Annotated in this window: 10 protein-coding genes; 2 read left to right on the top strand and 8 right to left on the bottom strand. The window is 40.4% G+C overall.

Annotated features, from left to right (window positions below):
• Positions 1–193: 193 nt before the first annotated feature.
• The 3 genes from ED312_RS18865 to ED312_RS18850 form a co-directional block, all read right to left on the bottom strand.
• Positions 194–2,146 carry a putative porin gene (locus tag ED312_RS18865; protein WP_123217588.1) on the bottom strand — a complete coding sequence of 651 codons (1,953 nt, stop codon included), beginning with the start codon at positions 2,144–2,146 and terminating at the stop codon, positions 194–196.
• A 542-nt stretch (positions 2,147–2,688) separates the two neighbouring features.
• A complete protein-coding gene (locus ED312_RS23605) occupies positions 2,689–2,907 on the bottom strand; it encodes a hypothetical protein (RefSeq protein ID WP_148044329.1) in 219 nt (72 codons plus the stop codon).
• 612 nt (positions 2,908–3,519) lie between these two features.
• Positions 3,520–5,076, bottom strand: coding sequence for a vitamin K epoxide reductase family protein (locus ED312_RS18850; RefSeq protein WP_123217585.1), 1,557 nt, complete (start codon positions 5,074–5,076; stop codon positions 3,520–3,522).
• A gap of 204 nt (positions 5,077–5,280) precedes the next feature.
• Between ED312_RS18850 and ED312_RS18845 the strand changes: the two genes are divergently transcribed.
• Positions 5,281–5,919, top strand: coding sequence for a hypothetical protein (locus ED312_RS18845; RefSeq protein WP_123217584.1), 639 nt, complete (start codon positions 5,281–5,283; stop codon positions 5,917–5,919).
• A 540-nt stretch (positions 5,920–6,459) separates the two neighbouring features.
• On the opposite strand, the gene ED312_RS18840 is transcribed toward ED312_RS18845, so the two are convergent.
• Positions 6,460–7,851 carry a RagB/SusD family nutrient uptake outer membrane protein gene (locus tag ED312_RS18840; RefSeq protein ID WP_123217583.1) on the bottom strand — a complete coding sequence of 464 codons (1,392 nt, stop codon included), beginning with the start codon at positions 7,849–7,851 and terminating at the stop codon, positions 6,460–6,462.
• A 10-nt stretch (positions 7,852–7,861) separates the two neighbouring features.
• Positions 7,862–10,861, bottom strand: coding sequence for a SusC/RagA family TonB-linked outer membrane protein (locus tag ED312_RS18835; RefSeq protein ID WP_123217582.1), 3,000 nt, complete (start codon positions 10,859–10,861; stop codon positions 7,862–7,864).
• A gap of 206 nt (positions 10,862–11,067) precedes the next feature.
• Here ED312_RS18835 and ED312_RS18830 point away from each other — a divergent pair, with 206 nt between their 5' ends.
• Entirely contained in the window at positions 11,068–11,664 is a 597-nt protein-coding gene (locus tag ED312_RS18830; RefSeq protein ID WP_123217581.1) for a ribonuclease HII, read from the top strand.
• A gap of 74 nt (positions 11,665–11,738) precedes the next feature.
• On the opposite strand, the gene ED312_RS18825 is transcribed toward ED312_RS18830, so the two are convergent.
• The 3 genes from ED312_RS18825 to ED312_RS18815 all read right to left on the bottom strand — a co-directional run bounded on the left by ED312_RS18825 (position 11,739) and on the right by ED312_RS18815 (position 15,209).
• Positions 11,739–13,811: a M13 family metallopeptidase gene (locus tag ED312_RS18825; protein WP_123217580.1), complete on the bottom strand. Its 2,073-nt coding sequence runs from the start codon at positions 13,809–13,811 to the stop codon at positions 11,739–11,741.
• A 287-nt stretch (positions 13,812–14,098) separates the two neighbouring features.
• Complete coding sequence (locus tag ED312_RS18820; protein ID WP_123217579.1) at positions 14,099–14,590, bottom strand: nuclear transport factor 2 family protein; 492 nt, start codon at positions 14,588–14,590, stop codon at positions 14,099–14,101.
• 43 nt (positions 14,591–14,633) lie between these two features.
• Entirely contained in the window at positions 14,634–15,209 is a 576-nt protein-coding gene (locus tag ED312_RS18815) for a hypothetical protein (protein ID WP_123217578.1), read from the bottom strand.
• Between the last annotated feature and the right edge of the window lie 79 nt (positions 15,210–15,288).

Raw genomic sequence — 15,288 nt, 5'->3', positions numbered from 1 at the left:
CGCTTCTGCAAATCAGCATCCTTCCCTTCCAAAGCGGGGGCAAAGATAAAACCTCTTTCCCACCAAATCCAAATATTTTACTTCTTTTTTATCTCTTTTTTACAGTGACATTGAATATCAAATAATTAACAAATAAAAACAGCTACGGAATTCCCGAATTCTTTTAATTTTCCTCTTTTTGAAGGCTCAAAATCTATCTGAAGAAATTCCAGACCAGTCCAAAACGCACGATAAAATCGCGATAAGGATAGTTTGGTGCGGAATAATAATCATATCCGGTTAACGAAGAATTGAAGTGTTCCGCTTTTAAATATATCCGGGTTTGCCTTACACGGGCATTAATAAAAAAGTCCACTAAAGGAAATCCTCCTATTTTTTCGCGGGTCTGGGTATAAAATTCACCTAACAACGGATTATATCCATCGGCATAATACTCGGTAAAATATTTAAAAGTGATCCCTGTTTGCAGGAACATTGCTTTTTTAAATACGTGATTCGAGTAATACAGGGTGTTCCTGGTAATGAGTTCGGGAGTATTCATCACAAGATCATCCTGCCCCACGTTTTGGTACATTACAGTATTATGCAAAGCAAATTTTCCGAACCTGAACTCATTTTCCCCTTTTATCTTGAGATAATTTACTGTCCCGCCATATTGTGCAGGTCTCGAAAGTACCATATTAGGCTGTTCCTCAGCATTAGCAGTTTCGTAGAAATAGGTATAATTATCTATGGTTGAATAACTGGCCGTGAGACTGCCCCACTTCTTTGACCTGAGGGTCCCCCCGAGGGTATACACTTTTTCCGTACCGAAATCATCATCGTTCTGCCAATTGTAGTTTTGATACTGGCTCATATAGAGCAGGAAATTAAAATTGGGCATGCGCCCCACGGAAGATATGAAACCGGAAAGCCTCAGGTCGTCATTAATGTCATAAGAAGCATTTCCGTTAAAGATATTACCGTTCAGGTTTCCCACCATATTTACTTCCAGATCGGCGCTTAGGTTAACTCTTCCAATGGTTTTTGACCATTCTCCGCCTATGGCAATTTCATTTCCTTTCAACTGGTTGCCTATGATACCATCTTCGGTATACAATATGGTTTTGAAATAATAATTATAATTGTACAGGCTCGCCTTGAATTTCAGATCGCCGAAAATCCGGTCTCCATAATTAAGACTTAAACGGTTGTACATCGTCTTCAGTCTTGCCCGGTCTTCTATATCGGATGTCTGGTAAGCACTTCCGAAATAATTTTCCGCTGCGGCATCCTGAAGGAACTTATAAAATTTTGTCTCATACTGAAATTCATGGGCGAATGACAATTTGGAAAAAGCCTGTCCCGGACGAACTAAAAAATATTCGTGGTCCAGAAAGTAACGCTTACCGATCAGGAGATTTTCCGCGTTTTCAAAAAAAACGGCCATTCGAGCCCGATCGGTAAATTCAGGATCGCCGGTCTCAAATTGACTCCTGTTGGAAATCCCCCCGTTCTCCTGGTTCAGTATATCCTGGGAAGTAAAATGTACCCTCATCCTGTATTTTTCATCTTGCGTAGTGTAATTGGCCGTAAGCCGAAAATTTCCGGTACTGGACAATATGTGCTGGTATTTCCCTAAAGAACGTAAGCCTTTATAAGCAATGGAAAAGTTAAATCTTCTGGATGTATTCATGGTGATGAAAGCGTCAAGCAACTGCCCCTGTTCCATCGTGGTTTTAAAAAACAGATCGGTGGTAGGTGTAGGCACACTGTAATAATTTATATCGTCCGCCTCCATATAATTAAAGTGCTTGGAACGGGCACCGAGCCGGGGATATAAGCCGGTTGTCCTGAAATCACGCACCAACGAGTTATAGGTTTGTCCGACATTTGAAAAAGGGAGAAGTCCGAAATTATCTTTCCTCAGGTAATTATACCTGTATTCCTTTTGAATAGTGAGGGAAGTATCCAGATAAGTAGTATCTCTTCTGTACGAAATAATCTTGTAATCTGTTATGGATGGCAAGGTATCCCCGGGAGCCTTTGGTTTTGATCTCAGCGAACGGGAAATAGTATCCTTTTCTCTCCCCGGAGATTTTTCTTCCTGTCCCCTGGCCGTCAGGCTGAAAAGCATCAGGATATATACGAAAAAAATATGCTTCATTGAAAACGGGTTCCTTAATGTACAGAATAACGCCTGTTTAACCATGTTCTTGTATTGCAGCTGAGAAACTCCAGCAATGCATAAAGGCAAAGGTATATTTTTTGAAAGAATAAGGAAGTGATTTGAGAAACTAAAAAAAGGTTAAACCCGATCCCTGGTTTACGAAAGCAAAAAAGTCATCGCAATTTCTAACCGATGACTTTTTTAAATATGCTCTTCCTGTGAGAAACCCGGGAGGTTCCGCAATTAAGCTAAGGATATACACACCCGCATCCTGTTTCTCCGGGTTGGCAGATCCGGATCGGTTCATTACATCCTCCCCCTCCGGGGGTCCCTCCCGTATCATCGCATTCACATATACCGTTAATACAAGTAGACCCGGTGGGGCAACTGCTATCTGCGGCACAAAAAGAAGTGTTACAGCCACCTGAAGCTCCGACAATCTTTCTTTGAGTGTCTTTACCAACTTCCCCGACACCTGCGAGGTTTAAAATATTTTTCAGCATAATATTCCTGTTTTACAAGATTTTTTCTCAAAAAAATCATTCCACTCCTGGTCCGCAGGCATCTACATGGATCAGGCAATCGGTTCTGCCGCAGGGCGAACCATGCAAAGGTTCCAGACAACATCCACTATACCCGTTCCAGGTATACGGATAGGTTCCATCGGGACAAACTGTTCCACCAGATCCCTTTATAAGTCTTTGCCGGTCCCGGTCAATTTTCCGGATTCCGTTCAGTTGTAGAAGTTGTTTCAACATAATTATTGTTTTTGGTTAGAAATAAATTCGGAGTAATAATCTGAAAACATCAAACAAAGATTTAATAATTCCATTTCCTCAAAACGGCTATTGAGCGCAAGGAGAGTCCATCGGAAGACGACATAAGGGATCGTTCCATTCCCCTCCACAAATATGGCATTGTTCTTCGGTATTTGGCCAGATAGAAGTTCCTCTGCCAATTATGATTTTTTGTTCGCTGATATGCAATTCATTCCGGGAATCGGAACTGAGAAGTTTTTTCAACATAAGCAGGTTATTCAAATTTTAGAAAAAGTCATTCCTTAAATAGTATTTTTGGGAAAAATCGTTTAAAAATAATTATACGCCGGAGCATGCAGGATGCGTGGGTAACACACACATGCCTCTGCAACAAATGTGATTCGGAACCTCGCAATAAAAAGTGTTAGGCTCCTCACACAGGCTCCCTCCTTCTCTTCCCACAATTTTCAATTGCTCCTCACGATTCACAGTATACTAAAAGTCCCAGGACCTTCATGGCTACCCTGTCTGTTTAAAACCAAAAAAATTCATCTTTTTAAAAATACGATTTTTTTCCTTTTAAACCAATTATTCAAACGTATAAAATCTAAATTAATCGCCCTCAATAAAGAATTTCAAATCATTAATCGCAAAAGCCGCCGGATATATATGCCCTTTAAAGACAGTAGCCGGGGTATAATTTATCTTGTTTTCCTTACACCAATGATAATGCCTGTAAATCTGCTGTTTGTACTTATCAATATCTTCACCGTTCACTTTGCCGTATTTATCCTGCCATGCCTTAAGGTCAAAACCTGATGTATACCACTCTTTCAATGCCATTAATGCCTCTCCTCTTTCTTTCCTTTCATACATTTCCAATACCCTATAACATATTTCGAGGTATGGATTCTGGTCATTTTCCGGATTTACATTAAACAGTACAGCGCACTCCAGGCCATCGGGAGATTCCCGGATCAGGTCCAGGTAATTAAGAAATGTACTCTTGCAGTGGATGCAGGAAGGACTCAGTACCCCGTATACAATTTCTCCCGTATTTTCTTTCCCCAGTTTCAAGACCTCTAAACTTTCCAGTGAAACCTCATCCACTTTATCTCCCCCTTCCAAAACCGCCTGAAATACTTTTCTGTTCCTTTTGAATTTCAGGAACTCGACTTCCACATTTTCCAGCTTCCTCAATTTTACCAGCTTTTCTTTGCTCCACAACCATCCCAGTGCAGTTAAAGCCAACATCAAAACAAGGAAGGATAAGAAAGCGACATCCAATGTATAATCTGAAGAAAGCAAAAGCACCCCCAATTGTATGTACAATACCAGGTTAATCCCCAGGCAAAGCATACACCATTTTTTAATTACGACGGCCTGATAATAGATCGAGTACAATGAAAACAATACTCCTCCCAGTACAATCAAAAAGGTCCATACAGAAGCATAACCGTCGGGAACGGCAAGAGTGGTAAGTATAACGGAGGTAAAATATATGAAGCACAAATCGCTTAAAGTAACAGGCCCGAATACTTTTGCCGCACGCGAAGACAATACTTCTCCACAGCTTGTACTGCTCCCTGCGTTACATATTTTGTGTACGGTTCCAGAAAAAAATCCCAGGGTCTCCCTTATTGCGAATACACTGATAAAAACACCTGTTATACTCACCAACAGAAATAGTATTACCGCCAATGTATAATTAGCGGTTATTAATCGTAATACAACGGCAAACACGGCGACAAAGACAAAGACCCGGGACAAGCCGGAAAGAGAAAGCCTGAACCTGTTTCCTTTAACTTCATTAGGTTCCACAGCCAGAACTATTCCGGACCACAATTTCAGAAATTCGCCGACCCTTATTTCTTTTTTATCCTTTTCCTCATACATCCTGATGTTGTCACCGGCTTTTCTGATATATACGATATTGTGGTTACCATCTTCGCCGGTAACTGCTATAAAATTTTCAGGAAGCTGATGAAGTTCTTCCTTCGGCACACGGACCACCACATTTTCTATCTGCCAGTGTTGTAAAGAATCAGAAATAGCATACAGGCTGGGATAATCCGGGTGGGAAGTCAGCTGCCTGGTAAACTCATCGTAAGTTATTTCATAGTTATTGTCGCGGATATAGCGGAAGATGTGGTGGAAGGTTTGGTTCATGACTTATAATGATTTTTTGTTTTCAAAAGAATTAAATTAATAATTATGAAGATCAAAGAATTTATGATCCCACAGAAAATGAAAACAGTTACCCCCAAATATAAAATTTTGGAAATAAAACAACTGTAGTTATTTCATCCTGCGCCATGAAAAACTTGATATGTTTTTTTTAGTAAATTTATAGAAACTCTAAAACATTAAATTATGAAAAATTTCACCAAATCTTTCCTGCTCTTTTTTCTCTTGTTAACTTGTTGCCAAACAGACAATGGTCTGGATCATGTAGAAAATGAAATTAATCTTTCCCCCGATTTTTTGTCTACGGAAAAGAATACTGTATCCTCCAAAGATCCTTTACTCACAAGTGTACTTTTAACTATTGGCCCTATGGATCCGTATATTTGCACCAATGATAATGGTTTTATAAAGAATGGTGACATTGAGGTCATTTTAAATCAACCTATATCCAAAGATCTCTTCATTCGTTTTAATGTTTTTAAAAAGAGAAGCAAAGGTAGTGATAGTTGGGAACCCGTACCTCCCCTGCTAGGTGGCGCCGGACTTATTGTCCCACGTGGAGAAGATAGGGCTTCCACTGTCGTTTGTAAATCTGAAGTCACTCCACTTGTCGGTGATGCATGTAAAAATCATTCACTTCAAATGACAACGCTATCCTTCAAAGTAGAAATAAGCAGAGTTACGGATTCGGATGGATATGTATATAGCAGCGAAGAGATAAACTTTTTCAACAACCACAATATTTTGACTATAGATTATGGATGTCCATACAACGGGGGAGGTGGTTTCGATGATGTTTTTGGGAAAAATTCAGTCTCAAATTAATCTCATCGGAACCTTTTTGTGACAGTGTCAAAAACTCAGGTTATCTTATTATAGTTACTTGAGTTTTCTTTTTTCAAGATAACTCCTCTTGTAGTTTTTGGTGTATCATAACTCCAAAAAAAATATTCCTGTAGTTTTGATTTTGTTTTAAAACATATCAGATTATTTCCTTTGAGTGGCGGCTTTGGTATTCACCTATCAATCTCCGGACAAAACGGGTTGTCTATTTATTACGAAAAAATCAACACCTCCAGCTTGAAGAGTACAGGACAAGACTCCTTTTTTTCGTTTCCCTGAAGTCAACGTTCAATAATTTTTTACATCTGCGTGAATGGCCCAAAAAAAAAGAAAGACCGTCCTAAAATTTTAAGACGGTCTCAGATTAGCCAAATATCTTATGCCACTATCTCAAAAACAAATATATAATTGTCAATCAACTACCTCGGGGCAATCCCGCGAGGTACTCAAATGAACAAACCTTAACCCATTTCTATGCAGAGCATCGGGGAATTAGCCTGATTTAATGGGATTAAATGTATTTTAATATCCGGGATTCTGCTCCAGGCTAGGGTTTATATCAACTTCTCTTACTGGAATTGGAAAAATGGTCTTGTTTGCCCCTAATGCAGATTCCGCAACATTATTCATGCCTTCTCTACGCAAGTTCATTCCATTCCTCAATAAATCCATTCGCCTGTGGCCTTCAAATGCTAGTTCCTTTCTTCTTTCATTTAAGATTATATCGAGGTCTACACTGGCCAAAGCACCCAAATCGGCTCTTTCCCTAAGCATATTGATATCATCCAATGGTGCTGCCCCAATAGAGGTTCCTGCCCTAAAATTGGCTTCAGCTCTGGTTAAATACATTTCTGTGATCCTTATAACAGGTGCATTTCCGGAATTATTTATTGCATCCGGGAATTTTGTTGTGAAAACAGATTCATTTCCAGCAGCATCTGCTCCTATCTGAATCAATTCGGAATATCTTAAATCTCCTTCTTCTTCTCCATATGCGTCCAGTAAATTCTGGCTAAAAGGAGCGTCTCCTCTTCCTGCCGGGGTAGGATTGGTTAATCCAGAAAAACTTTCATTGGATGTTTGAGAATCCGTTTCAGAATTAACCAACGTAAATAAAAATTCATTAGCTGTAGTATTATAAAAATTATAATCCGATGCAAGGCTAAAGCTTGAATTATTTATAACTTCATTGGCCATTCCAGCAGCTTTCTGGAATTCTTCCCGATACAAGTATAAACGAGCTAATAATGCCTGAGCAGCAGCTTTGGTAGCCCGTGCATTATCACTATTATCCAGGTCAGGGATAGCTTCAGTCAAATCTGTCTCTATCAATGCATGAATATCATTTAGTGTTGCCCTAGAGGGAAATTTTATATCATTTATATCAAAAGGTTCTGTCACTAGAGGAATAGATAAATTATTGCCTCCGTTCACCTGAAACGGATGCCCAAAAAGATTAGACATATTAAAATATAGCAATGCTCTTAAAAATTTTGCCTCTGCTATAGCTTTCTCTCGTTCATCACTTGTAAAATCAGGATCCTCCATCTCCGGAATAAATGTAATAACTTCATTAGCTTGTCCGATAGCTCTCCAGTTATCACGCCATAAAGCCGATATCGAAGTGTTATCTGCCAATGTTGTATATCGTGAGACCTCTTGAAACGTAGGAAAACTCCCTACAAATTGAATATTATCTGATTGCCACTCTCCAAATAATTGTAAAGTTCCATTAAAAACATTCCCAATCTGACCTATACTATAAATTCCGGTTAATGCTCCCAAAGCTCCCGCTCTATCGGCATAAACCTGCTCTCTTGTCAAATCATCTTTTGGATCAAAGTCCAAACGGTCATCACATGCACTCATAAATAATAGTGCTGTCATTATTATATATATACTATACTTTTTCATTCTTTCCTAATTAAAATGTTATACGGGCACCTATAAGATATGTTTTGGATTGAGGAGGAGTAAAGAACGATTCTCCTTGCCGTACGTTGGAAAAACCTCTGTCTGACACTTCCGGGTCTATACCTTTAAGATCACTATCTTTTATAGTCCATATATTGTTAGCTGTAGCATAAAATCTTACCCCAGAGATAAATGAGTTTTCCAAAAATTCCGAAGGTAAAGAATACCCCAATGTCAAGTTTTTGAGCCTTGCATATGATCCATCTCTCAACTGTGCTGTAGAACGTTGATTAAAAACTCCAAATGTAGAACTCTCCGGAGATGGAAGATAAGCATTATCTCCCGGAGCCTCCCATATATTCAATAATTTTGTTCTTTTGTTAAAACTAAATGGATTTTCTGCAAAGCGCAAACCATCAATAAATATATCGTTGCCATAACTAAAGTTAAAGAAAAAGTTCAAATCCCAATTCTTATATTTTAATGTATTCCTTAAACCTCCTACAAAATCAGGATTCGCATCCCCTGCAATAACTCTGTCATTGGTAGTAGGAGTTGTTGTTACGTTTCCGTCTTTATCTAACCATTCGGCATTTCCCGTTTCTGAATTAACTCCCTTATATCTTATTAAATAGAAAGTATTCACCGAATGCCCTTCAATAGCTCTTTGTGAAAGAGTGCCTGCTACAAACCTTCTTCCTTCACTATCTTCAGAAGCTCCAGGCAAGGATAATACCTTATTTTTATTAAAACCGAGATTTAGTGAAGTTGACCAGCTAAAATTCTCTGTTTGAATATTAACCGTATTCAAATCGATATCCACTCCTTTGTTTTCCATTTCACCTAAATTGTCCAATATTGAACTTATTCCCCCATTAGTTTGTGGAATTGTCACATTCAATATCAAGTCAGAGGTCTTTTTGCGATAATAATCTACATTCAAACTTATTCTATTATTCAATAAAGACACCTCAAATCCAATATCATAAGATGTCGATTTTTCCCATCGCAAATTAGGATTACCCGGATCGAGCAATCTTAATCCAGACACCCCGTTATAGTTTCCATCTAAAATGCCGGAGGAAGGATCTCCATCGTCTCGTCCTCCTGTATATCTTTCTCTTGAAGCAAAATCACCTATCCGGTCATTTCCAGACACCCCGTAATTTCCTCGAATTTTCAAGTTATTTATCCAATTTACATCCTGCATAAATTTTTCCTGTGACAACACCCAAGCTCCGCCCACGGCCCAAAACGTTCCATACCTATTATTAACTCCAAACCTGGATGAACCATCCCTTCTTAAAGAACCTTCTACAATATATTTATTATCATAGGCATAATTAAATCTCCCAAAATATCCTACCAACCTATTTCCCCTAGATCTATTCAGTGTCTCTCCGGGCGTAGATGCCGATACTATATTTATCTGCTTGTCTGATAAAAAACCTGTTGCATCCATAGACGTTTCTCTAATTTCCGTCTGCTCATAAGTCATCCCCACTACAGCAGAAAAATCATGGACTTCTCCAAAAGTAGTATCATAATTCAAAGAGTTGGTAAAAACGTGTTTGTTTTGCTGGGCTACAAAATCACTTGCAAAACCCTCTGGAGAATTTATCTCAAAAGATCTTTGAAATTCTTCTAATAAAATCCTATCTATACCGAAATCCATCTTATAAGTCAACTCTTCTAAAAGTTTGATCTCTCCAAAAATATTGCCGGTAGTCCTAAAAGTTTTGGAATCATTGATATCTAATGCCTCAATCGCAATAACATTAGCGATAAAACCGGTATTGACAAAATTCCCGTTTTCATCATAAGGCTCTACCCATGGTGTTTGCAAATAAGCAGATGTCAATGGGGCAAATGTACTATTATCCGCGCCTACCCTGTCAAGATTATTTTCTGTCACACCCAGATTAGCACCAACCTTCAACCAATCGGTAGCCTGATGTGTTAAATTTATCCTCCCACTAAATCTTGTAAGATTATTTCCCACTATAAATCCTTCCTGATCTTTATGAGTAAAACCAGCATAAAAAGTAGTTTTTTCACTACCTCCCGCAATTGAAAAATTCAAATCTTTTGAAAACCCTGTCCTCACTACATTCTCTGGCCAATTATAAGAACCTTGAGGTAAATCGTCAACAGAACCCGCTTGTCCAGTACTTACCAAAAACTGTCTGTATTGGTCGGCACTCATCATATCGAATGTATCCGTAACTTCAGACCAAGAAGAATTTATATCAAGAGTTACTTTGGTCTTTTCTCCCTGTCTCCCCGACTTAGTTTGAATTAAAACCACTCCATTAGCACCACGGGATCCATAGATAGCAGCAGCAGCAGCATCTTTTAAAACGGAAAAAGAAGCAATATCATTAGGGTTAATATCTGCTAACGGATTTAATGCAGTTCCTCCCTGACCTGAACTAAGCGCTTCATCATTTAGAGGCACCCCATCTACAACTACCAATGGTCTTCCTCCTGCATTTATAGAAGCAACTCCCCTAATCTTAATTACAGGAGCAGAGCCTAATATTCCGGAAGAATTGACCATCTGAACTCCAGATGCCTGTCCTTGTAACAACTCTTGTGGAGATACTGCAGGAATATCCTCTATATCTTCAGTGTTAACTATCGATACACTTTGAACCAATCTCTGTTTAGTTTGAGTACCATAAGCAACCACTACCACCTCTTCCAATGCCTGGGCATCTTCCGCCATCTGAATACTGATAGTATTTGAGGCTCCGATTGTCTGTTCAGCAGTAGCCATTCCGACATAAGAAAACTGTAGCACCTGTCCTACACCGGCAGTTATACTATAATTCCCATCAAAATCAGTCTGAGTACCCGTGCTGGTACCCTTTACCACAATATTCACACCAGGTAATGGCATTCCTGTTTCATCAGTAACCTTACCCGTGATTGTTTTCTCCTGTGCAAAGGAGACATGTACGACAAACGCTAATAAAAGCGTCAAAATCTGAGTAATTTTTGATCTCATATTACATATATTTGATTTAGCTTAACAACAAATATCTTAAAATATATTTAAAAATAACAAAAAATTAACAAGACAGCGGATTGATTTTTTAAACCATAATTGTGACAATTACAGACATTAATTCCCAAAATTCACACAATGTACTGACACATAGAAAAATACAAATAAAACATCTTTTTATTCCCCGGAAATAAAATGCAAATAATATGTTAAAACATTATCTACATAAGATACTAGAGGCTGGCACTGACGAAGCCGGACGAGGATGCCTGGCGGGGCCGGTAACAGCGGCGGCGGTAATATTGCCGGAGACATTTACCAATGATATTCTGAATGATTCCAAACAGTTATCCGTCCTTCACAGGGACTTACTCAGGCCTGTCCTGGAGGAACAGGCTGTATGCTATGGCATTTGCCATGTTTTTGAAGAGGAAATAGACGAGATCAACATCCTCAATGCTTCCATAACGGGAATGCACCGGGCTATTGAACAACTTTCGGTTGTTCCGGAATTTATTCTTGTAGACGGCAATCGTTTTAAACCTTACGGAAAAATTCCGCATGAGTGTATTATTAAGGGAGATAGCAAGTATATGAGTATTGCAGCGGCATCCGTACTGGCCAAAACCCACCGGGATGCGTATATGGATAAAATCCATGAGGAGTTTCCTATGTATAACTGGAAGAGAAATAAAGGCTACCCCACTAAAGAACACCGGGAAGCTATCCGGAAATACGGTATAAGTAAATATCACCGGAAAAGTTTTCGCCTATTGCCGGAGCAGCTCAAACTGGACCTTTAAAACGACAAAACCCGGACTCCTTATATACGGAGCCCGGGTCCTGATCTAACAATTAACACGGTTAAGGTCGTACCTTACCATATTTTCACCCTTTTTTCCGGTTCCAGGTACATTCCGTCTCCTTCTTCTATACCAAATGCTTCGTAAAAGGCATCTACATTCAGAAGCGGCTGTGTAGCCCTGTATTGGCCGGGAGAGTGCGGGTCTGTCTTGATCTGATTTTTCAGTCCTTCATCCCTTATCTTGGACCGCCATACGGTTGCCCAGGACATAAAGAAACGCTGCTCCGGGGTATACCCGTCTATCGGGCCGGGGTTACCATGTTCTTTCAGGTACAGTTGCAGGCCGTCATACGCTGCATTTACACCTCCAAGGTCACCTATATTTTCACCGAGGGTAAACTTACCGTTTATAAATACCTCCGGCAGTACTTCTATACTACTGTATTGTTCCGCAAGCTTGTTCCCGAGTTCCCGAAATTGTTCCAGGTCTTTATCCGTCCACCAGTTTTCCAGGTTTCCGTCCGCATCGTATTTAGCGCCCTGGTCATCAAAGCTATGGGATATCTCATGGCCGATAACCGCTCCTATTCCGCCATAATTTACTGCCGCATCCGCAGTGAAGTTAAAGAACGGTGGTTGCAATATGGCTGCCGGGAATACGATTTCATTGTAGGAAGGGTTGAAATAGGCATTTACTATCTGGGGTGCCATGTACCATTCGCTCTTATCGACAGGTTTCCCCAGTTTTTCGATGTTCCTTTTAAAATTCCAGTTAGAAACACTTTGCATATTCTCCATATAAGTTCCCCCGTTGTCTGCAGTTTTTACCTCCAACTCGGAATAATCTTTCCATTTATCCGGGTATCCTATTTTTACAGTGGTCTTATTGAGTTTTTCGATGGCCTTCGCCTTGGTTTCCTCGTCCATCCATGGTAAAGATCGTATGCGTGCCTCATATGCGCGAATAACATTAGCGATCATCTCTTCTGCCTGCGCTTTGGCTTCCGGCGGGAATTTCTTCTCCACATACAGTTTTCCAAGGGCCTCTCCCATCGCGCGGTTGATTATCTGCAAAGCCCTTTCGTCTCTCGGTTCCTGTTCTTTGGTACCCTGCAATGTCTTTCCGTAAAATTCCCAGTCGGCAGTTTCTATTTCTTCCGACAATCGTCCGGCTGCACGGTTCAGGGCTGTCCAGCGCAGGTATGCCTTCCAGTCCTCCAGGTTATCTTTGGCTAAAAACCCGGGTAACTGTTTAAAGTATTTCACTTCGCTGATAATTATGGTGTCCACATCAGCACCGAGTGAAGAAAGATAATTATCCCAGTTTATTACAGGAGCTATCTTTTTGAGATCGGTCACAGCAGTGGGATTATACCTCTTCTCAGGTTTTCTGCGTTCTACCTTGTCCAGTCGCGGTTCTGCCATACTGGTCTCAAAAGCGAGTATTCTTTCGGCTTCTTTGGCTGCCGTTGCCTCATCGTAATCTATAAACCGGAGCATCCGGGCGATATGTGCTTTATACTTTTCCCTCTTTTCTTTGGAGTCAGCATCATCGGCTACATAATAATCCCTATCGGGTAATCCCAGGGTTCCCGCACCGAGATAAGCCACATTTTTGTTGCTGTCTTTGGCATCGGCCCGGACACTTATACCGAAGAAACCTGCACCTCCGTAAGGTTCCATTTCCTGAAGATAAGCCTGAAGTTCCCCGACAGACCCAATAGCATCTATCTTTTCCAGGTAGGGCTTAAGCGGTTCTACACCCTGGGCATTTCTCGAGTCCATGTCCATGATAGTCTCATAGAGATAGACTGCCTTGGCCTGGTCGGAACCGGCATCGAGTGTACTGTCGTTCACCGCTTCTTTCAGTATTTCCAGGGCATCGCCATTTGTTTTTTCCCGAAGTTCCAGAAAACTTCCCCAACGGGTCTTATCTGCAGGAATTTCCGTAGAATCCAGCCATTTGCCATTTACAAAACGGAAAAAATCATCTTTGGGTGCAACTGTGGTATCCATATATTCCAGGTTGATACCGGGAATCTTCTCCACTTCCGCTGTTTCTTCTTTCTTCTCCTGCTTGCAGGAAGCCAAGAGCCCCAGGGCAAAAGTCCCCAAGAGTACACGATTAGTAGACATTCTTCTCATTTACGATCTTTTTTGATTAACCGCCAGCAAGTTAATAAAAAAACATTTTACATGCTCTTTTGTTGTATTATTAACCAAGGCAAACGCATTATGTATGAGAGGAGCGGTAATTGGTAATCCGGAAGCGGTAACAATGTTACCGTTCGGGGTTGAGGAGTCCCGATATATATCGGGATGGAGTTGGAAGTATTATTTTTTTTGTGACAACTTGGAACCTGCAACCATTAAACATTGCAATCATATTCTTTTAATGCGTTTACCCCGCATTATTAACGTTTTGATTTCCTCTACCCTTTCCGCCTTAAACTATCCATCAGCTTGTTATCCGTATCCTTTTTAATCTCTATTAATTGCGGAATATTATCATTAGGTACGGTAATGGAAAAGACATAATGCCGTATTTTCCATTCCCCATCCTGTTTAATCAACACACCCGAACCCCGGCATATTTTCATCTGTGTATCCAGAAGTTCATCGAACCATACTGTTGTTCCGTCTGCCCCGGAATAAACATTCCGTTCCAGGACGGTAAAATTCCAGGCTTTCCCCCGGTCAAAATAAGGCTTCGCAAAATCGCGGAATTCTTTTCCTTTCCAGTTTTCCGTAGCATCCGTACCAATGAACACCGCATCGGGGGTCATATACCCGAAATACCTGTCGAAATCCGCATCTGCCGCCGCTTTATGCCATGCATCCAGCAATATATCTATGTCCTTGTTCTGGGCATATATCCCACAAACCAGGAACATCCCGGCCAGAATAATTATTGTTCTTCGCATTTCTTTATTCTTAATATAATATCGTATGCTCTCTTATCCGGTACTATCTCTGTATACTGTCCGCCTGCACACTGTCCAGTTTTACGGAATCTCTTTTTGCCAGAGGTTTATTGGATATTTCCGTGAGAAATTCATCGGTTATACTGCCCCTCATCATTACGTTTAATTGCCGGTCGAAGTCATTAAATGCCACCAGTATCTTCAGTTTTTGTTTCATCAGGTATTCTTCGGGCACAGGATCGGGGGCTTCCAGCCGGGTCTGCAAAAGATAGGTCTTTACCACCGCAAGCCTGCTGCGAACGGAGGGATTGTCAAATTTCGCAGGGAAATCGGATGTAGACAGTTCCTTTTCCTTTTCCAGGAGATTATCCAATTGCAGGACCACATCCCCTCCTTTCTCTTCTTTAAACTCACTGATAGCCTTCTTCAACTCCACATACGGCGCCCATTCGTTTATTTCTTCCGATTTTTGTCCGTGAAACTCCGTTAATTCCGGAAGTTTTATGTGAAGTTCCGTTTTTTCGTCCTGCCCGGCATCCTTGCTTTCTTTCTTTTCTTCTTTGCATGAAACCACAATAAACACGGCAAACACCCAAAAAAACTGTCTTGTCATTTTCATCGTATATGGATACATTTTACGAAGATAAGGCATCCGGAAAACATATGGCGGATTTATATACTTTTTGAAGCAAAAGTTT

Origin of the sequence: Sinomicrobium pectinilyticum (genome assembly GCF_003725735.1) — a bacterium.
GTDB classification, from domain to species: Bacteria; Bacteroidota; Bacteroidia; order Flavobacteriales; family Flavobacteriaceae; genus Sinomicrobium; species Sinomicrobium pectinilyticum.
This window is presented reverse-complemented; position numbering and strand designations above follow the sequence as displayed.